This window comes from Ralstonia pickettii, assembly GCF_000607165.1.
Taxonomy (GTDB): Bacteria; Pseudomonadota; Gammaproteobacteria; order Burkholderiales; family Burkholderiaceae; genus Ralstonia; species Ralstonia holmesii.
This window is the reverse complement of sequence record NZ_JFZG01000006.1, coordinates 744,358-770,055: the sequence shown is the minus strand read 5'-3', so window position 1 is coordinate 770,055 and position 25,698 is coordinate 744,358. Positions and strand designations below refer to the sequence as shown.

Sequence of the window (25,698 nt, the reverse complement as noted above, 5' to 3'; positions counted from 1 at the left end):
GGCGCCGGATGTCGCGCACTGTTTCTTACGTAGTTTTGCAGCGCTAGGGAAAACCACTATCGCAGTAAACCGCCACGGACGGCGTGAGTAAGAGTTCAGTCAGTTTCGCTATCCAGAATCGCCGCACACATTCCAAAAGCAAACCAGGAGACAGGCGATGCAGGATGGATTGGTAGGAAAAATCGAGGCGCATCCGAAATATGCGCAACTCAAACAGCGACGCAACAAGCTCGGAATCGTTCTGACAGTGCTGATGCTTGCTGTGTACTACGGTTACATCGCGCTGATCGCGTTCGATAAGGCGTTTCTCGCCAAGCCCGTGGGTACAGGTGTGATGAGCGTGGGCGTGCCCGTCGGTATGGCGGTCATCATCTTCACGGTCGTCATTACCGGCATCTACGTGCGCCGGGCCAACAGCGAATACGATCAACTGACGCAGGACATCCTGAAGGACGTCGCCAAATGAAGAAGATACTTTCGATCCTGCTGGTGGCGCTACTGGCCGCTGGCGCCTGCGGAGCAGCTCTGGCTGCCGGCGGCGATGTCGGACAGACCGCCAAGCAGGAAACCAACACCACGGCCATCGTGCTGTTCGCAGTGTTCGTGGCCGGCACGCTGTGGATTACGAAGTGGGCTGCCAAGCGTACGCGCTCCGCGGCAGACTTCTATACGGCGGGCGGCGGTATCACCGGTTTCCAGAATGGCCTGGCCATCTCGGGCGACTACATGTCGGCAGCGTCCTTCCTGGGCATCTCCGCGGCCGTGATGACCTCCGGCTACGACGGCCTGATCTACTCCATCGGCTTTCTGGTCGGCTGGCCGATCATCACGTTCCTGATGGCCGAGCGGCTGCGCAACCTCGGCAAGTTCACCTTTGCGGACGTGGCAGGCTACCGGTTTGAGCAAGGCCCCATCCGCAGCTTTGCCGCAGTTGGCACGCTGGTGGTGGTGGCGTTCTATCTGATTGCTCAGATGGTCGGTGCAGGCCAGCTCATCAAGCTGCTGTTCGGGCTGGATTACTGGATCGCGGTGGTCATCGTCGGCGCGCTGATGATGGTCTATGTGCTCTTCGGCGGTATGACCGCAACCACCTGGGTGCAGATCATCAAGGCGTGCATGCTGCTGGCCGGCGTGACCTTCATGGCGATCATGGTGATGGCGCAGTACGGCTTCAGCTTTGAAGCGCTGTTCGCCAAGGCCGTGCAGGTCAAGACGGCCATTGCAGCCAATGCAGGCAAATCGCCCGATGAGGCTGCCAAGATCGGTCTGTCTGTGATGGCGCCGGGCGGCTTCATCAAGGATCCGATCTCGGCCATCTCGTTCGGCATGGCGCTGATGTTTGGCACCGCTGGTCTGCCGCACATCCTGATGCGTTTCTTCACGGTGCCCGATGCCAAGGAGGCACGCAAATCGGTCTTCTGGGCAACCACCTGGATCGGCTACTTCTACATCCTGATCTTCATCATCGGCTTTGGTGCGATCACGCTGGTGTTGACGAACCCTGAGCTGTCCGACGTGGCCAAGGGCATCATCAAGGGCGGTGCGGGCACGGCCAACATGGCAGCCGTGCTGGTGGCCAAGACGGTGGGCGGCGATGTGTTCTACGGCTTCATCTCGGCCGTGGCCTTTGCCACGATTCTGGCGGTGGTGGCGGGGCTCACGCTGTCCGGTGCCTCGGCGGTGTCGCATGATCTTTACGCCACGGTCTTCAAGAACGGCAAGGCCAACAGCGCAGATGAACTCAAGGTGTCGCGCATCACCACGCTGGTGCTCGGTGTGATTGCCGTGTTGCTCGGCATCGCTTTCGAGAAACAGAACATCGCGTTCATGGTGTCGCTGGCGTTTGCAGTTGCGGCGTCGGCCAACTTCCCGGTGTTGTTCCTCTCGATGCTGTGGAAGGGCTGCACCACGCGTGGTGCGGTCATTGGCGGGTTCCTGGGGCTGATCTCGTCGGTGGGTCTGACGATCGTTTCGCCGTCGGTGTGGGAAGCCACGCTTGGCTATCCGAAGGGCTCGGCGTGGTTCCCGTACACGTCGCCCGCGTTGTTCTCGATGACGATCGGCTTCGTGGGCGTGTGGCTGTTCTCGGTGCTGGACAGCAGCGTTCGCGCCAAGAACGAGAAGGCGTCGTTTGCCGCGCAGCAGGTTCGCTCAGAAACGGGCCTCGGTGCGGCTGGCGCGTCGGGCCACTGATCGGCCACTGGCCACGCTGATCGAAGGCGGGTGACGCATTGCATCGCCCGCCTTCAAGGCAACCATGCCCAGCGCTTTCAACTTCACCGTCTGGCCGTTCGATTGCCTCAACCAGGACGAGCAGCGCCTGGTGCTTGATGCCGTCGACATCGGCTATTACCCGGAAGGGCAGAGCATCCTCGATACGGGTGCCGCACCGCTGCACCTGTTCCTGATCATCAAAGGGCACGTCGCCCAGTACGACGGCGACGAGCTGATCGCCACCTACGGCCCCGACGATTGCTTTGACGGCCGGGCGTTGGTGGCTGGCAAGGCAAGCAGCCGCTTCGTCGCTGCTGAAGAAGTGGTGGTCTATCAGGTGGCACGTCAGGCGGTGCGTGACCTCATTGCCGCCAACGCCACCTTTGGCGCGCTGCTTTTTTCCGATCTCGGCAGCAAGCTCAGCGCCATCGCACAGCGGCAGAGCATGGAGACGATGCAGTCGCTGGCCGTCTCTCGCGTGAGCGATGCCTTCATCCGGCCCGCCCATTTTGTGGATGCCGACACGGACGTGGTCTCCGTGGTCAAGCTGTTCCAAGCACATAACACCTCGAACGTGCTCGTGCGTGACGGCACGAGCAGCCCGCCGCGCGTGGGCATCTTCACACGCAGTTCGTTGCAGCGCGCCGTCCTGCAAGGCACACCGCTGGATCGTCTGCCGGTAGGGCAGATGAGTCAGTTCTCGCTCATCACCGTCCCAGCCTCCGCGCAGATCGGCGACGCCCTGACGCTGATGCTGCGCCATCGCGTGCACCGGCTGGTCGTCACGCACGGAGATGAGATTCTCGGTTTGCTGGAATCACTGGATGTGTTCAGCTTCCTGGCCAACCACTCGTATCTGCTGACCGTGCAGATCAACCTAGCGCAGGACTTGGACGGGCTTGCGCAGGTGGCCGCGCAGATCACCCGGATGGTCGCGCTGCTTACACGTGGCGGCTCGCGCATTGACCACGTCGCCAGCCTCGTGCGCGAAATCAACGCGCGACTGTTTGAACGCGCCTGGCAGATGATCGCGCCACCGGAACTGGTGGCAAACAGTTGCCTGTTCGTCATGGGAAGCGAGGGGCGTGGCGAGCAACTGCTCAAGACCGATCAGGACAACGCGCTGGTGCTGCGCGATGGTTATGTGCCTCCCGCTGATCTGCAGCGCATCGTCTCGCGCTTCTCCGATGCACTAGCCGCGTTCGGCTACCCGCCTTGCCCTGGCGGCATCATGCTCAGCCGGCCCGAGTGGTGCATGAATGCGAGCGACTTCGCGCGGCGCATTCGCGAATGGCTGATCCTGCCGAGCTCCGAAGGGTTGATGCATCTGGCAATCTTCTTCGATGCCCATGCGGTGTGCGGCGATGCCACCTTGCTCAAACAGCTGCGACGGACGTTGCTGGAGCTGGCGATCGACAATGACGCCGTACTGGGTCGATTTGCCGCTGCCGTTGAAGCCTTCAGTGGCGCGCCCGGCTGGCGCGATCGCCTGCTCGGGTTTGGCGATTCCGATCCGGTGCTCGACGTGAAGAAGGAGGGCATCTTCCCGATTGTCCACGGGGTGCGCAGCCTTGCGCTGGCCCACCAAGTGCTCGACGAGACCGGCACCGTGCCGCGTCTGGATGCACTGGTGCGCGCCGAGGCTCTCGACGCGCACATGGCTGCCGAGTTGAGCGAGAGCCTGCACTTCCTGATGACGCTGCGGCTCAAGGCCGGGCTGGCGGAGATCGATGCGCATCAACCGGTGTCGTGCGACGTGCATCTGGCGAGCCTGTCATCGCTGGAGCGTGATCTGCTCAAGGATGCGCTGAGCGCCGTCAAACGGTTCAAGGCGCTGCTGCGGCAGCGCTGGCGGACCGAGTGGATGTGAACATGAGCGAGCAGTCATGAATGGACGGCTCTCCGACTGGCTGCAGGCACTGCAAAGGCGGCGCCAGTTGCGCAAGTTGCGCGATCCGGCGTTCCGCTTCCTCTTCGAGGCACCGCCCCCAGATGAGTGGGTCGCGCTCGATTGCGAGACCACAGGCCTGAACGTGCGCACCGACGAGATCATCTCCATCGGTGCCGTCCGTATCGCCGGCAATCGCATTCTGACCAGCCAGCGCCTGGAGTTGCTGATCCGGCCACGGGGCGAGATGCACGCAGATAGCATCTGCGTGCATCGTCTGCGCAACCGCGACCTGGACAGCGGTGTATCGATCGAGCAGGCCGTCCATGCACTGCTGCACTTTATCGGCAGCAGGCCATTGGTGGGTTACTACCTTGAGTTCGATGTGGCGATGCTCAATCGGGTGGTGGTGCCCATGCTTGGCATCGGCTTGCCGCAGTCCAAGATTGAAGTTTCCGCCTTGTATTACGACTATCAGTTCCGGCAGCTACCGCCGTATCGGCAACAGGGCGACCCTGATCTGGACCTGCGCTTCGCCACTGTCATGAAGGGATTGGATTTGCCGACCTGGGACGCGCACGACGCGCTTAACGACGCGGTAATGGCCGCGTTGGCCTTCGTGAAGCTGCGCCATCTGGGTGCCGCGTAACTTGCCGGTGTCAGATTGACGGCGGAGGGGACGATTCCGACGAGGCTTCGCGCTGCGCCGTTTCGTCGTCTTGCGCGGCCGCATCCGCAGCGCGGTTGGTGTGCCAGGCATAGAGCACTGTAATCAGCACATAAACGATGGGCGCACCCTGCGCGCCGACCCAGTAGGCGAATGTCCAGTCCGAGTTGAAAAAGTGCGTCGACAGGTCACGCGCAAAGAACGCGACCACGAATGTCACCACAAACCACACCGTGAGCAGCGCTGCGATCCAACGCATGTTGGCGATCCAGCGGCGGCGTGCCGGAGTTCCGGGCGTGATGCTCATGCGTTGGCTTCCTCGCCCGGCGAGCAGCGATGCAGCGTGATGCGAAAGCGCGCCCCCGCCAGCCGCGGAGATGCCTGATACACGTTGTCGAGCACCTCGATGTCGCCGCCGTGTTGCTGCACGATCTCGCGCACGATGGCCAGGCCCAACCCGCTGCCCTCGGCCTGCGTGCCAAGAATGCGGTAGAAGCGCTGCATCACGCGTTCGCGCTCGGCCGCGGGGATGCCGGGGCCGGTGTCATCCACATCGATGAAGACGAACGGTTCGAACGGCGCGGTGGTCACGCGCACGGTGACATGTCCGCCGTCGGGCGTGTAGCGGATCGCGTTGTCGAGCAGGTTGTTGAGCATCTCGGCGAGCATCGTTGCATTGCCCGAAATCGTGACCGGCGGCCCAGGCTCTTCAAAGCCGAGGTCGATCTGCTTGGCCCACGCCTTGGGCAGCCACTCGGCCACCACCTGGCGTGACAGCGCGCAGATATCCAGCGGCACTAGACCGTCGGTCGCGCCCATGTTTTCCATGCGCGCCAGCGAAAGCAGCTGCTTCACGAGGTGCGCGGTGCGATCCGAGCTGTCGGCGATATGCGCGAGCGTGCGGCGCAGCTCATCGGGCGATTGTTCGCGCTGTGCCAGCTCTGCCTGCATGCGCAGACCCGCCAGCGGCGTCTTCATCTGATGCGCGGCGTCTGCGATGAAGCGCTTCTGCGTGTGCACCGATTGCTCCAGCCGCCCGAGCAGGTCATTGAACGACGCCACCAGCGGCGTCAGCTCCTGCGGCGCGGCGCCTTCGTCGATAGGGCTGGTGTCGCCCGGGTTACGCGCGCGGATGCGCTCCTGAATCGCATTGAGCGGCGCCAGCCCGCGCGTGAGGCCAAACCACACCAGGATCACCGCCAACGGCAGGATGACGAACTGCGGCAGGATCACGCCCTTGATGATTTCGTTCGCGAGTTGCGCGCGCTTGTCGAGCGTTTCCGCCACCTGCACCAGCGCAGGTTTGTCGCCGGAGCCTGGCCGCTGCACGAACGTATAGGCAACGCGAATCTCAGCGCCGTGGATGTGGTCGTCGCGCAGCTGCACGAGGCCACCGGCGTTGGCGTCTTCCTCGGGCGGCAGCGGGAGGTCGCGGTCACCGGAGACAAACTCGCCGTTCGTGCCGAGCACTTGGTAGTAGATGTTGTCGGTTTCGTCCGCGCGCAAAATCTCGCGCGCCGAGATCGGCAGTTGCAGCGTCACGCGCCCATTCACCTCGCGCAGTTGCTGGCTGAGCACGATCGCGCTCGATTCCAGCGCGCGGTCGTATGGCGCATTCGCAATCGACTTGGCCACCAGGTACGTCACCGCAATGCTCATCGGCCACAGCAACAGCAGCGGCGCGAGCATCCAGTCGAGAATTTCGCCGAAGAGGGATCGGGCGACGGGCCGCGTGGCGTCGTCTTCGAGGTGGGGGAGGGTGTCGGTGAGGTCGCCCCCGTCATCGGGGCCCCCGGCCTCGGGCGCCGCGTCGTCACGTTCGCGCAGCGACGCGCGATGCCGACGCCACGGCCAGGCCAGCCGATCACCCATGGGCAGCCGTCGCGGTTGTCGTCGGGGTGGCCATGCGTTCCAAGCAATAGCCCAGTCCGCGCACGGTAGCGATGCGGATGCCTTCCACCTCGATCTTCTTGCGCAGCCGGTGGATGTAGACCTCGATGGCGTTGTTGCTGACTTCTTCGCCCCAGCCGCACAGGTGGTCGACCAGTTGCTCCTTCGACACCAGGCGACCGACGCGCGCCAGCAGAATCTCCAGCAGCCCGATCTCACGCGCCGACAGTTCCACCACCTGATCATGGATATAGGCAATGCGCCCGACTTGGTCGAACGCCAGCGGCCCATGGCGAACGAGCGTAGCGCCACCGCCCGTGCCCCGGCGCACCAGCGCACGCACGCGTGCTTCCAGTTCGGACAGCGCGAAGGGCTTGGCCATGTAATCGTCGGCACCAAGGTCCAGTCCCTTGACGCGTTCTTCCACACTGTCGGCGGCGGTCAGTATCAGCACCGGCAGCATCGCCCCGCGCGAGCGCAGGCGCTTGAGGACCTCCAGCCCGGACATACGCGGCAGGCCCACGTCGAGAATCAGCAGGTCATAGGTTTGGGCCGTTTGCGCGGACAGCGCCGCGTCGGCAGTCGCCCCATCGGAGGCTTGGTCGACGGCATAACCCGCTTGGCGTAGCGAGCGTGTGAGCCCGTCAGCCAGCGTGGCGTCGTCTTCGGCAATCAGGATGCGCATGCGTGTCTCCCCGCGATGCCGGGCAAGATGTCTTGCCCATCCCGCCCGCTACATTGTTTTCGCGCGACATGTGTTCTGGAGACTTGTCAAAACCACTGGTTTTTTATACAGTACTCCGAATTCGCGGTGCTGTAGTCTTGGCGGCGCTAAAGTCATGGAATGGGTCGTGTCGGGGCAATCACGCTGCGGCCCGTTATTGCAGGCAACCGCTGGAATCGCAAGCCCTTGCGGCCCATTTATACACCAATTTGCACGAAGGACGACCATGGAAGACGGTAAGAAGGCAGCCGCAATGAGCGCAGAAAAGCAGAAGGCGCTGGCTGCCGCGCTCGCGCAGATCGAAAAGCAGTTCGGCAAGGGCTCCATCATGAAGATGGGCGACGCCGAGGTCGAGCCGGTCCAAGTCGTGTCGACAGGTTCGTTGGGGTTGGACGTGGCGCTGGGCGTTGGTGGCTTGCCGCGCGGCCGCGTAGTGGAAATCTACGGTCCGGAATCGTCGGGTAAAACTACCCTGACACTGCAGGTGGTTGCCGAGATGCAGAAGCTGGGCGGCACTTGCGCCTTCATCGATGCGGAACATGCTCTAGACGTCACTTATGCCGACAAGATTGGCGTGAGCGTGCCGGACCTGCTGATCTCCCAACCGGACACGGGTGAACAAGCTCTGGAAATCGCCGACGCGCTGGTTCGGTCGGGCTCGGTTGATCTGATTGTCATCGACTCGGTGGCTGCTCTGGTGCCAAAGGCTGAAATTGAAGGCGAAATGGGCGACGCGTTGCCCGGCCTGCAGGCCCGCCTGATGAGCCAGGCACTGCGCAAGCTGACCGGCACCATCAAGAAGACCAATTGCATGGTCATCTTCATCAACCAGATCCGCATGAAGATCGGCGTGATGTTCGGCTCGCCGGAAACCACCACGGGTGGTAACGCACTCAAGTTCTACGCTTCGGTGCGTCTGGACATCCGCCGCATCGGCTCGATCAAGAAGGGCGACGAGGTGGTCGGCAACGAGACCAAGGTCAAGGTCGTCAAGAACAAGGTGGCGCCGCCGTTCCGCGAAGCCATCTTCGACATCCTTTACGGTCAGGGCGTGTCGCGCGAGGGCGAAATCATCGACCTCGGCGTGGAAGCCAAGATCGTTGAGAAGTCCGGCGCCTGGTACAGCTACGGCGGCGAGCGCATCGGCCAAGGCCGTGACAACTGCCGTGAATACCTGCGCGAGAACCCCGACCTCGCCCGCGACATCGAGAACAAGGTCCGCGAAGCACTGGGCGTGACGCCGATGGGCGCCATCGCAGTGGCCGAGGCAGTCGGAGAAGAGTAATTGGGTTGGCCGTCGGCGCAGATCGACGGCTCTATCGAGCTTCATACGCCTGCCGTCCCCCAACGGTGGGCGTTTTCTTTTTGAGCCTGAAACCGTATGCCGTTGCCGCGCCCACCGTTATCGCTGAAAGCACGCGCGCTGGGCTATCTGTCTCGCCGCGAGCACAGCCGCATCGAACTGCGCCGTAAGTTGGTGCCGCACGCCGAGTCTGCCGAGGAGGTCGACGCGCTGTTGGATTGGCTGGAAGGCGAAAACTGGCTCTCCAACACGCGCTTTGCTGAAAGCATGGTGCACCGCCGCGCGGGCCGCTACGGTACAGCGCGCTTGATGCAGGAGTTGAAGACGCATCAGCTTGGCGCAGAGACGCTGGGCGAGGTCAAGGCGCAACTGCAAAGCACGGAAGCCGCCCGGGCCAAAGCCCTGTGGGAAAAACGCTTCGGCCGCCCACCGGCCGACTTGGCCGAACGTGCCAAGCAGGTGCGATACATGATGGCGCGTGGATTCTCCCGTTCCGTAGTGTCGCGCATCATCGCAGGGGCGCATGAACTGCTGGAAGATGGCGACGAACCCGCCTGAACGCCGCCGATCTCGCCACAATTCGCGCCGAACAATTCTCTTGTGTGCGGATCGTGTCGGTTGCACCTCCCCCGGTTGTTGCAACCGCTTTCACACTGCGTTGCAGCACGCGACCAGTCTGGTCGTGACGACGTGTTAAAATTCGAGTCTTTGGTACCGTCCTTCATCTCAATTGCCGGACGGTAGTGTTCGTGTGTGGCGGCTGATGCGCTGCTGCATATGTCCCGTGGGCGATGCGCGAGATCCGCGTGCGCCGCCTCCATCGGTCCTATCGGTCTGTCTGGTCCATGCCTCTGTCTGCCCCTGTCCCGCGCGTCATGCGCCACCGCCGTGCCATCACGGTGGAGGCCTATTTGCGGGAAGACGGCCTGTGGGACATCGAAGCGCGCCTGACCGACACAAAACCACGTGACATCCCCCTGGCCAGCGGCGGCGTGCGCCCCGAAGGCCAGCCGCTGCATGACCTGTGGCTGCGCGTGACGATCGATACACGCATGAACGTCGTGGATGCCGAAGCGTGTTCCGACTGGGTGCCGTACCCCACACATTGCGACACGATTAGCCCCGCCTACCGGAAGCTCATCGGCCTGAACCTGATGAAGGGATTTCGAAAGGCCTCGCGTGAGAGACTCGGCGGCGTGGCGGGCTGTACGCACCTGACCGAGCTGTGTGGTGTGCTGCCGACCGCCGCCATCCAGGCCTTCGCGGGCGACGTTTTCCCGGTGCGTGATAACTCTACCGACCTCCGGCCTGTCGAGCCTGGCGAAAAGCCGCCTTATCAACTCCACGGCTGCCATGCCCTGCATCTTGAGGGCGAGGTGGTCCGCAAACATTACCCGCGCTGGTTTGCATACCAGCCCGAAGCCAAGATCCAACCGCCACCCACCGAATTGTCGCCTGAGCCCTCGTCCTGAAGGGCACCGCGCTGTTCGCGTTTTCAATACTCATCACACTCACTCTGCCTAGCAAAGGAAACACGCATGAATATCCATGAGTACCAAGGCAAGGAAATCCTGCGCAAATACAATGTGCCGGTTCCGCGCGGCATTCCGGCCTTCTCGGTCGACGAGGCTATCAAGGCCGCAGAAACCCTGGGCGGCCCGGTGTGGGTCGTGAAGGCACAGATTCATGCGGGTGGCCGTGGCAAGGGCGGCGGCGTGAAGGTTGCCAAGAGCATGGAACAGGTCAAGGAATACGCCAGCAGCATCCTGGGCATGACGCTGGTGACGCACCAGACCGGTCCGGAGGGCAAGCTGGTCAAGCGCCTGCTGATCGAAGAAGGCGCGGACATCAAGAAGGAACTGTACGTGTCGCTGGTGGTGGACCGTGTCTCGCAGCAGGTCGCGCTGATGGCCTCGAGCGAAGGCGGCATGGACATCGAAGAAGTCGCCGAATCGCACCCGGAAAAGATCCACACGCTGCTGATCGATCCGCAAGCTGGCCTGCAAGACGCCCAGGCTGACGACATCGCCCGCAAGATCGGCGTGCCCGACGCGAGCGTGCTGCAAGCCCGCCAAGCCCTGCAGGGCCTGTACAAGGCATTCTGGGAAACCGATGCTTCGCAAGCTGAAATCAACCCGCTGATCCTGACCGGCGACGGCAAGGTCATCGCGCTGGACGCCAAGTTCAACTTCGACTCGAACGCGCTGTTCCGTCACCCGGAAATCGTGGCGTACCGCGATCTGGATGAAGAAGACCCGGCCGAAATCGAAGCCTCGAAGTTCGACCTGGCCTACATCTCGCTCGACGGCAACATCGGCTGCCTGGTGAACGGCGCCGGTCTGGCTATGGCCACGATGGACACCATCAAGCTGTTCGGCGGCGAGCCGGCCAACTTCCTCGACGTGGGCGGCGGTGCCACCACCGAGAAGGTGACCGAAGCCTTCAAGCTGATGCTGAAGAACCCGGACGTGAAGGCCATCCTGGTCAACATCTTCGGCGGCATCATGCGTTGCGACGTGATCGCCGAAGGCGTGATCGCGGCGGCGAAGGCTGTGTCGCTGTCGGTGCCGCTGGTCGTGCGCATGAAGGGCACCAACGAAGACCTCGGCAAGAAGATGCTGGCCGACTCGGGTCTGCCCATCATTGCCGCAGACACGATGGCAGAGGCCGCAGAGAAAGTCGTGGCCGCAGCCGCCGGCAAGTAAGCCGCCCGCTGACCCAACCATACGCGAACGTGAGTCGCGCCCGCTGCTGAGTACGTCGGCGCGGCTCGCTGCATAAAAGGATTACAGCATGTCGATTCTGATCAACAAAGACACCAAGGTCATCACCCAGGGGATCACCGGTAAGACCGGCCAGTTCCACACCCGCGGCTGCCGCGACTACGCTAATGGCAAGAATGCCTTCGTGGCCGGCGTGAACCCGAAGAAGGCTGGCGAAGACTTCGAAGGCATTCCCATCTACGCAACCGTCAAGGACGCCAAGGCTCAGACCGGCGCGACCGTGTCGGTGATCTACGTGCCGCCCGCAGGCGCCGCTGACGCCATCTGGGAAGCTGTCGAAGCCGAGCTGGACCTGGTGGTTTGCATCACCGAAGGCATCCCCGTGCGCGACATGATGATGGTCAAGGACAAGATGCGTAAGGCCGGCAGCAAGACGCTGCTGCTGGGCCCGAACTGCCCGGGCCTGATCACGCCGGACGAAATCAAGATCGGCATCATGCCGGGTCACATCCACCGCAAGGGCCGCATCGGCGTGGTGTCGCGCTCGGGCACGCTGACGTACGAAGCCGTGGGTCAGCTCACCGCGCTGGGCTTGGGCCAATCGTCGGCAGTCGGTATCGGCGGCGACCCGATCAACGGTCTGAAGCACATCGACGTGATGAAGATGTTCAACGACGATCCGGAAACGGATGCCGTGGTCATGATCGGTGAGATCGGCGGTCCGGACGAAGCCAACGCGGCTTACTGGATCAAGGACAACATGAAGAAGCCGGTGGTTGGCTTCATCGCTGGCGTGACCGCGCCTCCGGGCAAGCGCATGGGCCATGCCGGCGCGCTGATCTCGGGCGGTGCCGACACCGCGCAAGCGAAGCTTGACATCATGGAAGAATGCGGCATCAAGACCACCAAGAACCCGTCGGAAATGGCACGTCTGCTCAAGGCGATGCTGTAATCGGCAAGGTTTGAGGTTGTGCGAGAACGGGAGGCCTGGCCTCCCGTTTTTGTTTGGTCGCGACGCAGCATGCGATCCAGGCACGACATGTGTATAAGCGGACAAGAGGCTGCACACCGGCACACTGCAAGCCAACCCCAAGGACATCTTCGAAAACGCTATGGCGCTCACCTCAAGCGCATTCTGGTTCGCACTTGGCTCCATCATCCTGACCAACATCGTGCTGTCGGGCGACAACGCGGTCGTCATCGCGCTGGCTGCGCGCAACCTGCCCAAGCGCCAGCAGAAACAGGCCATTTTCTGGGGCAGCGCCTGCGCCATTGTGCTGCGCGTGGTGTTGACCGTGCTGGCCGTCAAGCTGCTTGCGCTGCCGTATCTGAAAACGATTGGCGCGCTGCTGTTGCTCTACATCGGCGTGAAGCTGCTCACGGAAGCTGAAAACGAAGCCTCCGGAGACCACCGCCAGCGAGTTGGCCTGTGGCCTGCCATCCAGACCATCCTCGTCGCCGACTTTGTGATGTCGCTTGATAACGTCGTCGCCGTGGCCGCCGCGGCGGAGAAAGGGCCGCCAGGCACGACGTTCCTGTTGCTCGTGCTGGGGCTTGGTTTGTCGGTGCCGTTGATCGTATTCGGCAGCACGCTGCTGGTGGGGGTCATGGCGCGCTTTCCGGTAATCATCACGCTGGGGGCAGCGCTGCTTGGCTATCTTGCCGGCGACATGCTCGTCACCGATCCGATCGACGCGACGTGGTTCGAGCGCGCGGTGCCGTACGCGGATGTGGTGGTTGGGTGTGTTGGGGCGCTGCTGGTGGTATGTGTGGGCTGGTGGCTCAGCCGGCGTGCGTTGCGCCAAGCCTAGTTCGAACGATTCCCCACGAAAGTAGGTGATGACGGGTTCTGTCCGAAATTCTGTCAAGAACGGTCAGATTTGCGCCTGAATTCCCACCAAAGTGCGCCAGTTTTTGCCCAGATACACAATGTGTGCCTTGGCATAGTCCCTGCACGGTGGCCTCCCAATAACAAAATACCTTTTGGGGAGAGGTCATGGTTTTCAAGCACAGCAAGGGAATAAAGCGTCGGGCGGGCGGCTTTACGCTGATCGAGCTGATGATTGTGGTGGCGATTGTTGGGATTCTCGCGGCAATTGCGCTGCCGGCTTACACCAACTACATGATCAAGTCCAAGCTGACCGAAGCGACGACCATGCTCGACGCATCACGGGCGGCCATCATGGATGTCTATTCAGCAAATGACGGGGTCTTTCCACCAGCATCGTCGCCACCCTTGATCGTGCAGTCGGTGGCGAGCAATGCGCGCTACGTGACCGCGGTTAAATATAACGTCAGCGGGAGTTCAGCGGCGGTGATCGTGACGCTGGGGAACACGGGTTCCGCTCAAGTGGACGGCGGGTATATCGGCATCTTCGGTGCTAAGCAATCTGATGGCACAGTGAGTTGGACCTGCGCGACGGCCAATAGCGTTAACGCCAGCGCTTATGGCTCCGGCGTCGCAGTGCCTGCCATGTATCCCTTCCTGCCGGCTGCCTGCCAAAATTGAAGCGAGATTGTGCGCGTCAACCAAGATGAGTCGGGTGGCTTGGTTGGCGTGTCGGAGGTACTGTCGTCTGAATCAGTGCATCATGACCCGAGGCTCGGGGTCTGATGCATTTTTTGGGGGTGCTGCGGAGCGTCACCCAAGCCAGAGGCAGGAACGAACGACGCCTCAAATGGGCAAGCCAGTACTTTCCGCGGAGACGCCTTAAGTGCCCGGTCACAACGGTGTAGCAGTTCTTCGCCGAAAATGTGACTCAAGGATCGCAAAACTAACATACAGTGTCAATTGGTGTCGAAAAGTGTCACACCACAGTGGACGACCTGCCAATTTTCTGCCGCCTGGGTTCCATAAACCTACAAATTCGAGTTGGCACGATCCCTGCTCCATCTCACCCGCTTCACCTTTAACCAAATATCCGGGGGAATTTATGAAGTCGCTGCGTCTGAACAAGCGTGTCCAGAAGGGTTTCACGCTGATCGAACTGATGATCGTGGTTGCGATCGTCGGTATCCTGGCTGCCATCGCGCTGCCGGCTTACAACAACTACATGATCAAGTCGAAGCTGACGGAAGCGACGACGCTGCTGGATTCGACCCGCGCGGCGATTTCCGAAGCCTACGCGAATGCTAGCCCTGTCACGTTCCCGACTAACGCACCGTTCAGCACGTCGGTGCCAAGCAATACCAAGTACATCAGTGCTATCAAATACAACCCGTTTGGCGCGTCGAATGTCAGCGTGATTCTGACGCTTGCCAGCACGGGCAACTCGTCGGTTGATGGCAAGATGATCGGCTTGTTTGGCGTTGGCGCAGGCGATGGCACGGTTGCGTGGACGTGCGGAACTGCTTCGGCCAATAATAATTCCGTCGCGGCATCGCAAGCAGCCCTGTATCCGTACCTGCCGGCCGCTTGCCAGAACTAATCGTTATCTTCTTGGTCCAGCTAGTCCTGTGTAACGACTGGCACATCTAGGAACAAGAGAATCGCAAGGGCGCCTCAGGGCGCCCTTTGCTTTATGCGGATGTGCTTGGCGGGGTGGCGTGTTCAAAAAGCCATCAAGCTTAACTTGCGGTTCGTTCGACTACACTCGCGGCCGTTGCAAACGGTGTTTTGATGGCGCCGTATGTACTCCCGTTCTCTCGCAGATTTGCGCATGCTTCGATCTCGACTTCTGTATCTCCCGCTCTGGCTCGCATTGGTCATGTGCGGCGCACTTCCCTACCTGTTGGCGCCGCATACGCTGCCGATGCCAACCTTCTATTCCGAATTTCTTACTGCCATCTGTTGGATCGTCTTGGCGATCACGGTACTGGCGGCGACATGGAAAAGCCCGACGGGACTGCCGCGGATTGCGCTGGCGCCGCTCGCGTTGATTGGCGTTCTGTTCGCGCAGCTCTTGGTCGCACCGCCGCTGAATCCGTTTTTCTCGCTCGCCGCGACGGTGTTCCTGTTGGCTGCCACTGCGGCTTGTGGCCTTGGTGCTCGCTGCCGAGAATTGCCAGGTGTTTTGGAGGCGTTGGCGATTGGCTTGATCGTCGGAAGTCTCGTAACCGTGGCGATCGAATTGCTGCAGCTGTTTCGCGTGCCTAACTTGCTCCCAGTGCTGATCGCCGAAGCGCCCGGAACCACCGGTCGACGCATGTGGGGCAATATGAACCAGCCCAATCATGTGGCGTCATATCTTGCATTTGGCATGGCGGCGAGCGCGTTTTTGGCGCAGCGATATCGCTACACGCGGTGGCTGCTCGCGGTCGTCGTGCTTCTATTCTTGTTTGGGCTATCCCTGACATTCTCTCGCATGTCATGGCTGCATATCATCGTGGTCGGCGGCTTGACGGGGCTCGTATGGACGTCCGATCTGCGTGGCTGGCGCCGCTGGATGGTGGCGTGTTTGCCAATCGTCCTGCTGACGGTGACATACCAACTCTGCAATTGGTTGGTTGACTACGGCAACACGCTATGGCATCTCGGGTTGCCAGGATCGATAGGGGAGCGCTTTGCAGAGGGCACGGGGAGAGCCCAGTTGTGGATGCATGCATGGCGTATGTTCCTCGCTCATCCATGGCTGGGCGGTGGATGGGGCGACTATGCTTGGAATCAGTTTGTACAGACCGACGTGCTTGGCCCGGTCGTGATGTCACTGAATGCACACAACATCGTGCTGGATCAACTGGCCAAGGTCGGCTTGCTTGGTTTGCTTGCCATAGTAGTACCCGTGCTTGGCTTCGTATGGAGTCTGCGGAAGCGCCGGATGACGCCGGACTTGGCATTTCTGCTTTCCATCGCTGCGGTTATGCTCGTGCATTCGATGTTGGAGTATCCGCTGCACTACCTGTTCTTCCTGCTTCCGCTCGCCTTTGCCCTGGGCTATGCTGACGAACGCGATTTGCCGGCACCGTCAAGCGGTATGGCTTTCGTGTCTACTGCTGTGATTTCCATAGGTGGTGTCGCGCTGATGGCGCATCTGTGGGGTGACTACAAGGCCGTGGAGCGGCTTCATTACGCGCCGGAGGGGGCACAGAAGGAGCTTGCCAGGTATAGCAAGCATGGGCCAACGTTGTTGCTGCCTTTCGAGAATCTCGCGATTGCGATTCAGTGGAACGTCACCCAGGAGATGGCGTCATCTCTGGAGAAGCTCGAGTTCCACGCCATGCAGTTCTATCCCGGATCGCTCACGGTTCAACGCTATGTGCTTGCACTTGCGTATCTTGGGAGGGCCGATGAAGCCATGGTGTACGCGCGTCGTATGCGTGCCAGCTATCCGGCCGACTACGCAACGCAGACTTGGATTCTCAAGCAAGCCTGTGAGAAGCAGGGGGATGGCAGGCTGAAGACGCTTTGTACTCGGCTCAAATCCGAAAATCTGCTCGTATCAACGATGAAACCATCGGCTGAAAAAGCGCCTGCCGCGTCGCAATAATTGAAGCGCCCTTTGGGCGCTTTCTTATTGGGAAGAATTAAAAATCGTTGCGCCTTGCATGGAGTTTCATCGACTCGCTTAGTCTTCTCCCTCTCAAATGCTGAAAGAAATCGGCAATTGAAAATCCGAAACAACGATAGAGGAGAAGTCAATGCGTCTGAAGAGCAATGCAGGCAAGCGAGCCCAAGCGGGCTTTACCCTGATCGAACTCATGATCGTCATCGCGATCGTTGGCATTTTGGCCGCGATCGCCGTGCCCGCATACCAAGACTACGTTACGCGCTCGCGCGTGACTGAAGGGCTGACATTGGCCTCGACTGCCAAGACGTTGGTCTCCGAAAACGCTATTGCAGGTGTATCGCTTGACCAAGGCTATGCCTCCGATACCAAGGCGACGAAGAATGTTCAGGCGGGTGGAATTACGATTGAGGCATCGACGGGGGAAATCACCATTGCCTATGCGAGCAACGTCGTTCCGGATGGTGAAAACACCGTTGTTTTAAAACCAACGGCGAACGATGTCGCTTTGAGCAGCGGCAAGCGACCTATCGGTCCAATTCGTTGGGATTGCTACGCAAAGGGTGCCCAAATTCGTGCGGGGTCCGACGAGTTGAAGGGCGCACCGACACTTGCGGCCAACCTGACCCCCTCGGAATGCCGCTGATCCGGTAAACGCAAGCAAAAGAGCGTCGCAAAGACGCTCTTTTTTTTGAGGCGAGGGATCCACTACACCGCCACCCAATCCCCCGACTTCCCCCCATGCTTTTCCAGTAGCCGCACATCCCCAATCACCATCCCCCGATCCACAGCCTTGCACATATCGTAGATCGTCAGCAGCCCCACCTGCACCGCAGTCAGCGCTTCCATTTCCACGCCGGTCTGTCCACGCGTCTCGGCACGAACGGTGCAGCGGACGGTTTGCTCAGCCTCATCCAGCACAAACTCCACCCCCACCTTCGTCAACGCCAGCGGATGACACAATGGAATCAAATCCGACGTCCGCTTGGACCCCTGGATGGCCGCAACGCGCGCAATCCCGAGCACATCGCCCTTCTTGGCGTTGCCGTCGCGCACCAGCGCAAACGTCTCGGGCAGCATGCGGATCGTGCCAGTGGCCACGGCCACCCGGTGGGTAACGGCCTTGTCGCCGACGTCGACCATATGGGCTTGTCCGGCGGAATCGAAGTGGGTGAGTTGCGACATGAGTGACAGCGCGTTTTGCGGGGCAGGGTACGAAGCGTTTTATGATAGCAAGCACCCGGCTTGCGGCGATGTAGCCGCGCTGATTCCGCTCTCCGTGCTTTCCGTATGACGCTTTCACTTTTTCGGCCGCGCGTCCGCAAGCTGACGGCTGCTGTGCTGTTGTCGACATGGCTGGCGCCGCTGCCATTGCCCGTGCTGGGCCAGGCGGTGGCGTCCGCGCCTGCGGCCTCGGTCAACCCGGGCTTAGGTTCCGCTGCCGATCAGGTGCAAAGCAACCTGAATCGCAGCGTGCAGATCGGCCGGCAGTCACCGTATTTGCCGAAGGAGCCGGCTGTTATTGACGCGCCGACGTACGAGTTGCCCGATATGGGTGATCCGTCGACAGCGTCGTTGTCGCCCGAGATGGAGCGCCGCCTGGGCGACCGTGTGATGCGCCAGATACGCCGCGATCCGGACTTCGTGCCCGACCCGCTGATCACCGATTACCTCAATACCATTGGCTACAAGCTGATCGATGCGGCGCGCCGTCAGCACGTGGCGGGCAGCACGTCGGCGTCGAGCTTTGAGCTGTTCGCCGTGCGTGATCCGGGAATCAATGCGTTTGCGTTGCCGGGCGGCTACATCGGCGTGAACACGGGTACGTTGGTCGCGACCGAGAGTGAATCGGAGCTGGCCTCGGTGCTCGGTCACGAAATCGGGCACGTGCTGCAGCGGCATATTGCGCGCGGCATCGATAAATCCGGCGAGTCGATGTGGATTGCGCTGGCGTCGATTCTGTTGGCCGGCCTGGCAGCCACCAAAAGCGGTGACGCCGCGCAGGCGCTGGCGATGGGCGGGCAGGCGGCGGCAGTATCGAACCAGCTCGCCTTCTCGCGCGGCGCGGAGCGCGAGGCAGACCGCGTAGGCTTCACGTTGCTTACCGGCGCTGGCTACAACCCGGACGGCATGCCGGACTTCTTTCGTCGTCTGCAGCGCGTGACGAACATTGCCGATACCGGCGTGATTCCCGGTTATGCGCGCACCCACCCGCTGACCGGCGAACGTATCGCCGACATGGAGGACCGCGCACGAGGCTTGCCGCATCCGCGCCAGCCGCGTCGGCCAGAATTTGGTTTTGCGAAGGTGCGCGCGCGCGTGCTGCAGGAAACGTCCACAAGCGCTTATATCGACGTGCGTAATGCGATGCGCTCGCAATTGTCGTCGGCACCGGATGCGCCCGTCGAGAAGCGCGCGGCGCTCTGGTACGGCGTGGCCGTCGCCAACCAGATGGCCGGGCGGCTGGATGACGCTGAGCAGGCGCTGCAGGAGGCGCGACGCCTGTACGGCAACATTCCCGGCATCACGTCGGGCAGCGTCGAGCTGGATGTGACGGCCATCGAGTTGGCACGCGCTCGTGACCGTGCATCCGAAGCGCTGACGTTGGCACGCGCGGCGCTCGTTGCGTATCCGCTGTCACGCGCGGTGGGCATCACCTATGCGCAAACGCTGCTGACGGCCGGCCGGGCCGATGACGCGATTCCGTATCTGAAAGACAAGACCCGCGAAGACACCACCCAGCCGATCTGGTGGGACATGCTCGCCCGTGCCTATGCCGACAAGGGCAAGCGCGTTGAGCAGCATCGTGCGCTGGCGGAGAAATACGCGCGGGATGGGGCGTGGGGATCGGCAGTGGAGCAACTGAAGCTCGCCCGCGATGCGGGAGATGCGGATTTCTACACGCTATCCGAAGTGGATGCGCGCCTGCACCAGATGGAACGTCAATACCGGGAAGAGAAGGCGGAAGACAAGGCGTTGCCGAAGTAGGGCGGGTGGGCCAGCGGGCGCTATTCCGCGGGCCGGGTCACGAAGCCATAGCGCTTTGCAACCTCCGTGCTCGCAATTGGCTCAATGTCGAACGTCCGATCCCCCAGCGTCAACGTACCCAGTGCGGCTCCGCATGCGTCTCCGTGCCATTGGGCCAAGGATGAGAACGGCTCCAGGTCATGATCGTGCAGCAGCGCAATCGTCTCTTCTGCTTCGCAGCCGCCCACGCGGCCCGAGAGCAGCACGCTGCCTTGTTCATCGACAAAACAGTCGCCGGGTGAGAATGCGGCGCCGGTGGTTGTGGTGAACGCTGGCGGCGCGCCGTCGGCTGACAGCCGCACCACCCACGGCGTGTAATCGAGTCCGACAAACACTCGCTGCGGCCCGTTCTGGAAGAACCAGCGCCCCGCATCGTCATGCGCATAGTTGCGCACGATGAAATCGACGAGCGCCGCGTGGCGGATCGGCTCACCGGATAGGTTGTTGGCCTGCGCATATTCGTTGCGCATGCGCCATTGGCCCCGCCGATCCAGCGCCAGCCAGCCAAAGCAGTTCGGCACGTTCGGCCACTTGGCCATGGCCTGGCGGACGATGTCATCCATGGGCGTCTTCCGCATTGGTTTGGCGGCCCAAAACGTCATCGAAAAAGCGCAGGACTCGGGCGGGCATCCAGTCGACGCGGCCTGTCTTGCCATGGCGCACCAGGAAGCCGACATGGCCGCCGTGCAGCGGCTGGTCCAGCGTGATATCGGGTGACACGTCGGCGGGGCCGGGCAGGTGCTGTCCGGGCAGGAACGGATCGTTGCGAGCGTTCAGCACCAGCGCGGGCACGCGTACCTCGCGCAGCACGGGTTTGGATGAAGCGCGTGTCCAGTAGTCGAGCACGTCGCGAAAACCGTGCAGCGGGGCGGTGACAAGATTGTCGAACTGCCCCAGCGTGCGCGTGGCCATCATGGCGGCGCGGTCGTACAGGCCTGGGTGCTGGTCGAGCTTGGCGTTGGCCTTGTCCTTGAGCGTGCGCAGGAACATGCGCGTGTAGACCATGTTGAAGCCCTTGGACAACGCTGCGCCGCCCGCTCGCATGTCCAGCGGCGCAGACACCGTCGCAACCGCGCTCACGTAGCGCGCATCGGTACCATGTTCGCCCAGGTAGCGCAGCAGCGCGTTGCCGCCCAGCGAGATGCCGACGACCAGCAGCTTGCGGCCCTGCGGCTGGCAAACCGTCCGATAAAGGCGTTCGAGGATCCACGCGATCTCAGCGCCGTCTCCACAGTGATACATGCGCGGCGCAAGGTTCATCTCGCCCGAGCAACCGCGAAAGTGCGGAATGACCCCCAGCCAGCGGCGCGCGCGCACCGCGTCCATCAGCAGCCGCGCGTAATGGCTGCGCGAATCGCCCTCCAGGCCATGAAACATGACGACGAGCGGCGCGTGCGCATCCGTTTCATGCGTGGTCCAGTCGAGGTCGATGAAGTCGTGGTCGGGCGTGTCCCAGCGTTCGCGCCGATACGTAATGCGCGGAAAGCGCCACAGGCGCGCGGGCACGATCGTCTGCGCGTTGCCGCCGATCAGCCACCACGGCGAGCGGAACGCATGCGGCTCGAACGACCCTGCAAGCAGGGCGCCCAGATTCAGTTCAAGGGGAGTGGCGTGGCGAGACGGGTGGGTCATCGAGAGAGACGGCAGCCACGCCAAGCGCGGCAGCTTAGTGCAGAGAGTGCGTAACGCTGGCGATGGAGGCGGCCACGCGTTCTTCGGCGGCCTGGCTGGAATGCACGTGGGCGATACGCCAGCCTTCGTGGTTCTGCATCAGTACGTACGTCGTGTGCACGTACAGGTCGGCCTCGGTGGCGGTGGCCGAGAAGCGCAATGCTTCCGTGGCTTCGAAGATCGATACGCCCAGCGACGAATGCACCTGCTGCGAGAGGCATTCGATCCAGACCGGGTTCTTCTCGACCAGCGCATCAAGGCAGCCGCGCAGTTGCTCGTGGCCGTTCAGGCGCTGGCCATCCGGCAGGATGAAGCTCACCGAGTCCTCATCGAGCCACAGCTTGAGCGCGCCATCGGCATCGCGGCGCTTGAGCGCATCGCGATAGGCTTCGAGGATGTCCTCGGCGGCTTCGAACAGGCGGGCAAATCGTGGCATGGCGGTGAACGTTAAGGAGAGCGTATTACTGCGGCTGCAGCAGCCGGCGCAATTCATGAAACACCATCTCGGGACCGATGTCGCGCAGGCAGCGCAAGTGGCCCAGCGGGCATTCGCGCGCAAAGCACGGGCTGCACTCCAGATGGAGCCACATGATACTCGCAGCGGGCGACAGCGGCGGCGTGTGGCGCGGGTCGCTGGAGCCGAATACGGCCACCTGTGGGCGCCCTAGGGCGGCGGTCACGTGCATCAGGCCGGAATCGTTGCAGATGGCGGCTTCGGCGCGGGCGAGCAGCTCGATGGCTTCGTCCAGCGAGGTCTCGCCGCACAGGTTGCGCACGAACAGCGCGCGCTCGACGATGGCGTTGGCCATCTCGCGGTCCTTGCCCGAACCGAGCGCGACGATCTGCGCATACGGGAACGAGCGGCGCAGCATCTGCGCAAGCTCTGCAAAGTGTTCGGCTGGCCAGCGCTTGGCGGGGCCGTATTCCGCGCCCGGGCAGAAGGCAATCAGCCGCGCGTTGCCCGGAATGCCGAACTTGGCCGAGGTGGCGGCCACCCGCTGCACATCAATGTCGAGCTTGGGGTCGGGCAGGGTGTCGGGCAGCTTGGCGTGGGGCTTGAAAGCCAGCGCCGCGTAGTGCTGCACCATCGGCGGACGCGCGTTCTTGGGCGGATTCGGATAGCGCACGTTCAGCACGCCCAGGCGCGACTCGCCCTTGTAGCCGATGCGCAGCGGAATGCCGGCCAGCCACGGGATCAGCGCGCTCTTGAACGAGTTCGGCAGCACGTACGCTGCGTCAAAGGTTTCGCCTTTGAGCTGCTGGGCGAACATCGTGCGGCTGCCGAGCTGCAGCTTGCCGTGGGCGAGTTCGGTCGGCAGCACGCGCGCGATCTCGGGCATGCGCGCGAGCACGGGCGCGACCCATTTTGGGGCGATGGCGTGGATCTGCGCGCGCGGGTGCCGCGCCTTGAGCTGCGCGAACAGCGGCTGCGCCATCAGCGCATCACCGATCCAATTGGGGGCGACGACGAGAATCTTGCGCATCATCGAATCGCCTGGCGAGCGCGGCGACCGGTGTACTGCAGGTGAATCGGGCTCAATGGTGGCCCTTCAGTTCAACGCCGGGGGCCAGCTTGTAGACGGTGCCGCAGTACGGGCACTTGGCCTCGCCGGTGTCAGCGATGTCGAGGAACACGCGCGGGTGGTAGTTCCAGGCCGGCGTTTTGGCGGTCGGGCAATGCAGCGGCAGGTCGTCTGCGCCGATTTCGATCGTGGGTGCGGTTTGCGAGGTCATGGTGAGTGAGGAGTGCCGGCGCGGTCTGAGCAGGTCAGCCACACCGTGATATGGGCCGCAGGTTCAAAAAACGACAAAAGCGAAATTGTAAGGGGTGGGCGCAGGCACGCCAACGCAGATTGTTGCAGTGCGTGGCGCCCGGCACGAATCGTTTCGTAGGGCAGGGCGCACGCGCATCGCCGTTAAGCGGATGCTTAACATCAAAAGTATAATCGCGTGTTTTCTACGAGCCACCCATGTCGCCCCCGACGTTCCTGCGCGCCCGCGCTGCCGGTTGTCCCTGTCCGGTTGATCAAAAAGAGTCTGATTCGTCACTTTTGGGGGCGCTATGGCGCTAGTTCGCTGGGCGGCTGCGTTGCAGCGCCGCTGGGAAGCGATCGATCCGGCCGAACGTGCGGGCTTCTTTGCCGGCGTGCGAGCTTACATGCCGTCGATGCCGCCGGTGCTCGCCTGGGGGCTGGTGACCGGCGTGGCGATGAGCAAATCGGTGCTGACCATCCCACAGGCCATCGGCATGACGATCTTCGTATATGCCGGGTCATCGCAGTTGGCGGTGCTGCCGCTGCTGGCGGCGGGGTTGCCGATCTGGACGGCGTTGCTGACGGCGTTCATCGTGAATGTGCGCTTCATCATCTTTAGCGCGGGGCTGATGCAGCATTTCGGGCACCTGCCGTTCATGCGGCGCGTGGTCCTGGGCGTGTTCAACGGCGATCTGCCGTTCGTGCTGTTCACCCAGCAGTACCCCTCGGCCGCGCCGCAGGCGGGCAAGGAGGGCTATTACTGGGGCATGGTCCTGCTGAGCTTCGTTGGCTGGCAGGTGTCGTCCATCGTGGGCATCGTCGCGGCGAGCCTGTTTCCTGACGCGTGGGGCCTGGCGTTGGCCGGGACGCTCGCGCTGATTCCTGTCATGGTGTCGACCATTCGTAGCCGTGCCACCCTCATGGCGGTGGCTGTGGCGGCGGTGCTGGCTCTGGTTGCCTTCAGGCTGCCGTATCGATTGAGTCTGGTGATTGCAGTGACCGGCGCGATGGCTGCCGGCCTGGCTGCGGACGAAGCCGCCGCGCGCCTGCAGTGGCAACGCCGCCGCGCCGCGCGTGTTGCAGCCGAAGAGGACGACGCATGAGCGCACTCGAAATCTGGCTGGTGATTGCCGGGATGACCGTGGTGACGATCGTCACGCGTTCGCTGTTCCTGATCGTGGGCAACCGCATGACCCTGCCCACCCGCGTGCAGCACGCGCTGCGCTTTGCGCCCGCTGCCGCGCTCGTCGCCATCGTCTTGCCCGACCTGCTCTGGAATCAGGGGCACTTCGACGCGAGCTGGACCAACCCGCGCCTGATGGCCGGCGTTGCAGCCACCGCTTTCTATGTGGCAACGCGGCGCATGCTCGGCATGATCTTCGTCGGCATGGGCGTCTTTACCGTGCTGCGTCTCTGGGGATGAACATGCCGGGCTCCAATCGCAACGGCGCGATCTTCGCGTTTCTGGCCTACACGATGTGGGGCCTGTTTCCGCTGTACTTCAAGCTGCTCAAGGCGGTGTCGCCGGTGGAGATTCTTTCGCACCGCGTGATCTGGTCGTTGGCGGTGATGGTGGTGATTCTGCTCGTGAAACGGCACTGGGCTTGGCTTTGGGCGCTGCGCACGCAGCCGCGTGTCGTGGCACGCTACGCGGCCAGCACCAGCCTGTTGGCCGCCAACTGGTTGACCTACATCTGGGCCGTCAACCACGACCACGTGATCGACGCCAGCTTGGGCTACTTCATCAACCCGCTGGTGGTGGTAATGCTGGCGCTGCTGGTGCTCGGTGAACGGCTGCGGCCAGTGCAGTGGGTGTCGGTAGCCCTGGCGGCGGCAGGCGTGGCGTGGCTGACCTGGCAGGCCGGCACGCTGCCTTGGATTGCTCTGGCGCTGGCATTTTCGTTTGGGTTCTACGGCTTGCTGCGCAAGACTTCGCCGCTGGGCGCGCTGGAAGGGCTGACGCTGGAGACGCTACTGCTGTTTCCGCTGGCGCTGGCCTATCTCGGCTGGCTGGCTTCGCAGCATCAGAATGCCTTCCTGGCCGCATCGCCGGGCACGCAGTTACTGCTGGCACTGGCCGGCCCGCTGACGGCGCTGCCTCTGCTGCTGTTTGGCGCCGGCGCGCGGCGTATTCCGCTGTCGCTGTTGGGTTTGCTGCAATACGTGAGCCCGACGCTGCAGTTGCTGCTGGGCGTTTGGCTCTACAACGAGCCGTTTGCGGGCCCCAAGGTGGCGGGCTATGTGCTCATCTGGGCAGGTCTTGCCGTGTATTCGGCCGAAGGCTGGATGCGGCTGCGCCGTCGCACGCCGGTGCCGGCATAGTCCCCGCCAATCGGCCTCGGCAAGACGGTCGAGCCGGGAAGGTTCGGCCGAGAAACGCACGTTTTGACCAG

At 62.4% G+C, this 25,698-nt stretch carries 27 protein-coding genes; 18 read left to right on the top strand and 9 right to left on the bottom strand.

The window, feature by feature from the left end; genetic code table 11:
- Positions 1-157: 157 nt before the first annotated feature.
- The 4 genes from BG83_RS0109895 to BG83_RS0109880 all read left to right on the top strand — a co-directional run bounded on the left by BG83_RS0109895 (position 158) and on the right by BG83_RS0109880 (position 4,751).
- Positions 158-466, top strand: coding sequence for a DUF485 domain-containing protein (locus BG83_RS0109895; protein ID WP_024976570.1), 309 nt, complete (start codon positions 158-160; stop codon positions 464-466).
- Positions 463-2,193 carry a cation acetate symporter gene (locus BG83_RS0109890; protein ID WP_024976569.1) on the top strand — a complete coding sequence of 577 codons (1,731 nt, stop codon included), beginning with the start codon at positions 463-465 and terminating at the stop codon, positions 2,191-2,193. Before BG83_RS0109895 ends, BG83_RS0109890 begins: the two co-directional genes overlap by 4 nt.
- A gap of 64 nt (positions 2,194-2,257) precedes the next feature.
- Entirely contained in the window at positions 2,258-4,084 is a 1,827-nt protein-coding gene (locus BG83_RS0109885) for a DUF294 nucleotidyltransferase-like domain-containing protein (RefSeq protein ID WP_024976568.1), read from the top strand.
- A 16-nt stretch (positions 4,085-4,100) separates the two neighbouring features.
- A complete protein-coding gene (locus BG83_RS0109880; RefSeq protein WP_024976567.1) occupies positions 4,101-4,751 on the top strand; it encodes a 3'-5' exonuclease in 651 nt (216 codons plus the stop codon).
- A 10-nt stretch (positions 4,752-4,761) separates the two neighbouring features.
- Here BG83_RS0109880 and BG83_RS0109875 read toward each other — a convergent pair whose 3' ends face one another.
- From BG83_RS0109875 to BG83_RS0109865, 3 genes are read right to left on the bottom strand one after another with little or no spacing between them, the layout of a single operon-like run.
- A complete protein-coding gene (locus tag BG83_RS0109875) occupies positions 4,762-5,076 on the bottom strand; it encodes a sodium/substrate symporter small subunit (RefSeq protein WP_024976566.1) in 315 nt (104 codons plus the stop codon).
- Positions 5,073-6,641, bottom strand: a complete 1,569-nt coding sequence (locus BG83_RS0109870; protein WP_024976565.1) for a sensor histidine kinase — start codon at positions 6,639-6,641, stop codon at positions 5,073-5,075. Before BG83_RS0109870 ends, BG83_RS0109875 begins: the two co-directional genes overlap by 4 nt.
- The gene (locus tag BG83_RS0109865) at positions 6,634-7,344 is read right to left on the bottom strand and encodes a response regulator transcription factor (RefSeq protein WP_024976564.1); all 711 of its coding nucleotides are present in this window, start codon (positions 7,342-7,344) and stop codon (positions 6,634-6,636) included. The genes BG83_RS0109870 and BG83_RS0109865 overlap by 8 nt, the downstream gene beginning before the upstream one ends.
- Before the next feature lie 265 nt (positions 7,345-7,609).
- Between BG83_RS0109865 and recA the strand changes: the two genes are divergently transcribed.
- The 10 genes from recA to BG83_RS0109815 all read left to right on the top strand — a co-directional run bounded on the left by recA (position 7,610) and on the right by BG83_RS0109815 (position 17,499).
- On the top strand, positions 7,610-8,668 hold the full coding sequence (gene recA / locus BG83_RS0109860; RefSeq protein WP_024976563.1) for a recombinase RecA: 1,059 nt from the start codon (positions 7,610-7,612) through the stop codon (positions 8,666-8,668).
- Between the two features lie 96 nt (positions 8,669-8,764).
- Positions 8,765-9,244: a recombination regulator RecX gene (gene recX, locus BG83_RS0109855; RefSeq protein ID WP_024976562.1), complete on the top strand. Its 480-nt coding sequence runs from the start codon at positions 8,765-8,767 to the stop codon at positions 9,242-9,244.
- Positions 9,245-9,531: 287 nt separating this feature from the next.
- The gene (locus BG83_RS0109850; protein ID WP_024976561.1) at positions 9,532-10,158 is read left to right on the top strand and encodes a DUF2889 domain-containing protein; all 627 of its coding nucleotides are present in this window, start codon (positions 9,532-9,534) and stop codon (positions 10,156-10,158) included.
- Positions 10,159-10,224: 66 nt separating this feature from the next.
- Positions 10,225-11,391 (top strand): ADP-forming succinate--CoA ligase subunit beta, encoded by a 1,167-nt coding sequence (gene sucC / locus BG83_RS0109845; RefSeq protein WP_024976560.1) that lies wholly within the window; start codon positions 10,225-10,227, stop codon positions 11,389-11,391.
- An 88-nt stretch (positions 11,392-11,479) separates the two neighbouring features.
- A complete protein-coding gene (sucD, locus tag BG83_RS0109840; protein ID WP_012434934.1) occupies positions 11,480-12,361 on the top strand; it encodes a succinate--CoA ligase subunit alpha in 882 nt (293 codons plus the stop codon).
- Positions 12,362-12,521: 160 nt separating this feature from the next.
- A complete protein-coding gene (locus tag BG83_RS0109835) occupies positions 12,522-13,220 on the top strand; it encodes a TerC family protein (protein WP_024976559.1) in 699 nt (232 codons plus the stop codon).
- 185 nt (positions 13,221-13,405) lie between these two features.
- Positions 13,406-13,918 (top strand): pilin, encoded by a 513-nt coding sequence (locus BG83_RS0109830; RefSeq protein WP_024976558.1) that lies wholly within the window; start codon positions 13,406-13,408, stop codon positions 13,916-13,918.
- A 424-nt stretch (positions 13,919-14,342) separates the two neighbouring features.
- On the top strand, positions 14,343-14,837 hold the full coding sequence (locus BG83_RS0109825; RefSeq protein WP_024976557.1) for a pilin: 495 nt from the start codon (positions 14,343-14,345) through the stop codon (positions 14,835-14,837).
- Between the two features lie 231 nt (positions 14,838-15,068).
- Positions 15,069-16,835, top strand: coding sequence for a PglL family O-oligosaccharyltransferase (locus tag BG83_RS0109820; protein WP_024976556.1), 1,767 nt, complete (start codon positions 15,069-15,071; stop codon positions 16,833-16,835).
- A 151-nt stretch (positions 16,836-16,986) separates the two neighbouring features.
- Positions 16,987-17,499 carry a pilin gene (locus BG83_RS0109815; protein ID WP_024976555.1) on the top strand — a complete coding sequence of 171 codons (513 nt, stop codon included), beginning with the start codon at positions 16,987-16,989 and terminating at the stop codon, positions 17,497-17,499.
- A gap of 62 nt (positions 17,500-17,561) precedes the next feature.
- Here the strand turns inward: BG83_RS0109815 and moaC are convergent, their stop codons facing one another.
- A complete protein-coding gene (gene moaC, locus BG83_RS0109810; protein WP_024976554.1) occupies positions 17,562-18,038 on the bottom strand; it encodes a cyclic pyranopterin monophosphate synthase MoaC in 477 nt (158 codons plus the stop codon).
- 105 nt (positions 18,039-18,143) lie between these two features.
- On the opposite strand from moaC, the gene BG83_RS0109805 reads away from it, so the two are divergent.
- Positions 18,144-19,841, top strand: a complete 1,698-nt coding sequence (locus BG83_RS0109805; protein ID WP_024976553.1) for a tetratricopeptide repeat protein — start codon at positions 18,144-18,146, stop codon at positions 19,839-19,841.
- 20 nt (positions 19,842-19,861) lie between these two features.
- Here the strand turns inward: BG83_RS0109805 and BG83_RS0109800 are convergent, their stop codons facing one another.
- Genes BG83_RS0109800 through BG83_RS0109780 form a run of 5 tightly spaced genes read right to left on the bottom strand, consistent with a single transcriptional unit; the run spans position 19,862 to position 23,285 of the window.
- A complete protein-coding gene (locus BG83_RS0109800) occupies positions 19,862-20,443 on the bottom strand; it encodes a DUF2946 family protein (RefSeq protein ID WP_024976552.1) in 582 nt (193 codons plus the stop codon).
- Entirely contained in the window at positions 20,436-21,512 is a 1,077-nt protein-coding gene (locus BG83_RS0109795) for a YheT family hydrolase (protein ID WP_024976551.1), read from the bottom strand. Before BG83_RS0109795 ends, BG83_RS0109800 begins: the two co-directional genes overlap by 8 nt.
- Before the next feature lie 34 nt (positions 21,513-21,546).
- Positions 21,547-21,987 carry a YybH family protein gene (locus BG83_RS0109790; protein WP_024976550.1) on the bottom strand — a complete coding sequence of 147 codons (441 nt, stop codon included), beginning with the start codon at positions 21,985-21,987 and terminating at the stop codon, positions 21,547-21,549.
- Positions 21,988-22,012: 25 nt separating this feature from the next.
- Positions 22,013-23,038, bottom strand: coding sequence for a lipopolysaccharide heptosyltransferase II (waaF, locus tag BG83_RS0109785; protein WP_024976549.1), 1,026 nt, complete (start codon positions 23,036-23,038; stop codon positions 22,013-22,015).
- A 49-nt stretch (positions 23,039-23,087) separates the two neighbouring features.
- Positions 23,088-23,285 (bottom strand): zinc-finger domain-containing protein, encoded by a 198-nt coding sequence (locus BG83_RS0109780; protein ID WP_024976548.1) that lies wholly within the window; start codon positions 23,283-23,285, stop codon positions 23,088-23,090.
- A gap of 328 nt (positions 23,286-23,613) precedes the next feature.
- On the opposite strand from BG83_RS0109780, the gene BG83_RS0109775 reads away from it, so the two are divergent.
- The 3 genes from BG83_RS0109775 to rarD are packed head-to-tail and all read left to right on the top strand — an operon-like array spanning position 23,614 to position 25,627.
- Positions 23,614-24,408, top strand: coding sequence for an AzlC family ABC transporter permease (locus BG83_RS0109775; protein WP_024976547.1), 795 nt, complete (start codon positions 23,614-23,616; stop codon positions 24,406-24,408).
- Positions 24,405-24,728, top strand: a complete 324-nt coding sequence (locus BG83_RS0109770) for an AzlD domain-containing protein (protein ID WP_024976546.1) — start codon at positions 24,405-24,407, stop codon at positions 24,726-24,728. The genes BG83_RS0109775 and BG83_RS0109770 overlap by 4 nt, the downstream gene beginning before the upstream one ends.
- A 2-nt stretch (positions 24,729-24,730) precedes the next feature.
- Positions 24,731-25,627, top strand: coding sequence for an EamA family transporter RarD (gene rarD, locus BG83_RS0109765; RefSeq protein ID WP_024976545.1), 897 nt, complete (start codon positions 24,731-24,733; stop codon positions 25,625-25,627).
- Positions 25,628-25,698 lie beyond the last annotated feature (71 nt).

Coding starts and splice junctions, on each gene's coding strand:
- recA (WP_024976563.1), top strand. CDS start 7,610: ATGGAAGACGGTAAGAAGGCAGCCGCAATGAGCGCAGAAAAGCAGAAG.
- BG83_RS0109795 (WP_024976551.1), bottom strand. CDS start 21,512: ATGACCCACCCGTCTCGCCACGCCACTCCCCTTGAACTGAATCTGGGC.
- BG83_RS0109815 (WP_024976555.1), top strand. CDS start 16,987: ATGCGTCTGAAGAGCAATGCAGGCAAGCGAGCCCAAGCGGGCTTTACC.
- BG83_RS0109830 (WP_024976558.1), top strand. CDS start 13,406: ATGGTTTTCAAGCACAGCAAGGGAATAAAGCGTCGGGCGGGCGGCTTT.
- BG83_RS0109865 (WP_024976564.1), bottom strand. CDS start 7,344: ATGCGCATCCTGATTGCCGAAGACGACGCCACGCTGGCTGACGGGCTC.
- sucD (WP_012434934.1), top strand. CDS start 11,480: ATGTCGATTCTGATCAACAAAGACACCAAGGTCATCACCCAGGGGATC.
- BG83_RS0109835 (WP_024976559.1), top strand. CDS start 12,522: ATGGCGCTCACCTCAAGCGCATTCTGGTTCGCACTTGGCTCCATCATC.
- BG83_RS0109805 (WP_024976553.1), top strand. CDS start 18,144: ATGACGCTTTCACTTTTTCGGCCGCGCGTCCGCAAGCTGACGGCTGCT.
- BG83_RS0109895 (WP_024976570.1), top strand. CDS start 158: ATGCAGGATGGATTGGTAGGAAAAATCGAGGCGCATCCGAAATATGCG.
- BG83_RS0109870 (WP_024976565.1), bottom strand. CDS start 6,641: ATGGGTGATCGGCTGGCCTGGCCGTGGCGTCGGCATCGCGCGTCGCTG.
- BG83_RS0109790 (WP_024976550.1), bottom strand. CDS start 21,987: ATGCCACGATTTGCCCGCCTGTTCGAAGCCGCCGAGGACATCCTCGAA.
- BG83_RS0109875 (WP_024976566.1), bottom strand. CDS start 5,076: ATGAGCATCACGCCCGGAACTCCGGCACGCCGCCGCTGGATCGCCAAC.
- recX (WP_024976562.1), top strand. CDS start 8,765: ATGCCGTTGCCGCGCCCACCGTTATCGCTGAAAGCACGCGCGCTGGGC.
- moaC (WP_024976554.1), bottom strand. CDS start 18,038: ATGTCGCAACTCACCCACTTCGATTCCGCCGGACAAGCCCATATGGTC.
- BG83_RS0109850 (WP_024976561.1), top strand. CDS start 9,532: ATGCCTCTGTCTGCCCCTGTCCCGCGCGTCATGCGCCACCGCCGTGCC.
- BG83_RS0109780 (WP_024976548.1), bottom strand. CDS start 23,285: ATGACCTCGCAAACCGCACCCACGATCGAAATCGGCGCAGACGACCTG.
- BG83_RS0109880 (WP_024976567.1), top strand. CDS start 4,101: ATGAATGGACGGCTCTCCGACTGGCTGCAGGCACTGCAAAGGCGGCGC.
- BG83_RS0109890 (WP_024976569.1), top strand. CDS start 463: ATGAAGAAGATACTTTCGATCCTGCTGGTGGCGCTACTGGCCGCTGGC.
- sucC (WP_024976560.1), top strand. CDS start 10,225: ATGAATATCCATGAGTACCAAGGCAAGGAAATCCTGCGCAAATACAAT.
- rarD (WP_024976545.1), top strand. CDS start 24,731: ATGCCGGGCTCCAATCGCAACGGCGCGATCTTCGCGTTTCTGGCCTAC.
- BG83_RS0109775 (WP_024976547.1), top strand. CDS start 23,614: ATGGCGCTAGTTCGCTGGGCGGCTGCGTTGCAGCGCCGCTGGGAAGCG.
- BG83_RS0109825 (WP_024976557.1), top strand. CDS start 14,343: ATGAAGTCGCTGCGTCTGAACAAGCGTGTCCAGAAGGGTTTCACGCTG.
- BG83_RS0109820 (WP_024976556.1), top strand. CDS start 15,069: ATGCTTCGATCTCGACTTCTGTATCTCCCGCTCTGGCTCGCATTGGTC.
- waaF (WP_024976549.1), bottom strand. CDS start 23,038: ATGATGCGCAAGATTCTCGTCGTCGCCCCCAATTGGATCGGTGATGCG.
- BG83_RS0109770 (WP_024976546.1), top strand. CDS start 24,405: ATGAGCGCACTCGAAATCTGGCTGGTGATTGCCGGGATGACCGTGGTG.
- BG83_RS0109885 (WP_024976568.1), top strand. CDS start 2,258: ATGCCCAGCGCTTTCAACTTCACCGTCTGGCCGTTCGATTGCCTCAAC.
- BG83_RS0109800 (WP_024976552.1), bottom strand. CDS start 20,443: ATGGATGACATCGTCCGCCAGGCCATGGCCAAGTGGCCGAACGTGCCG.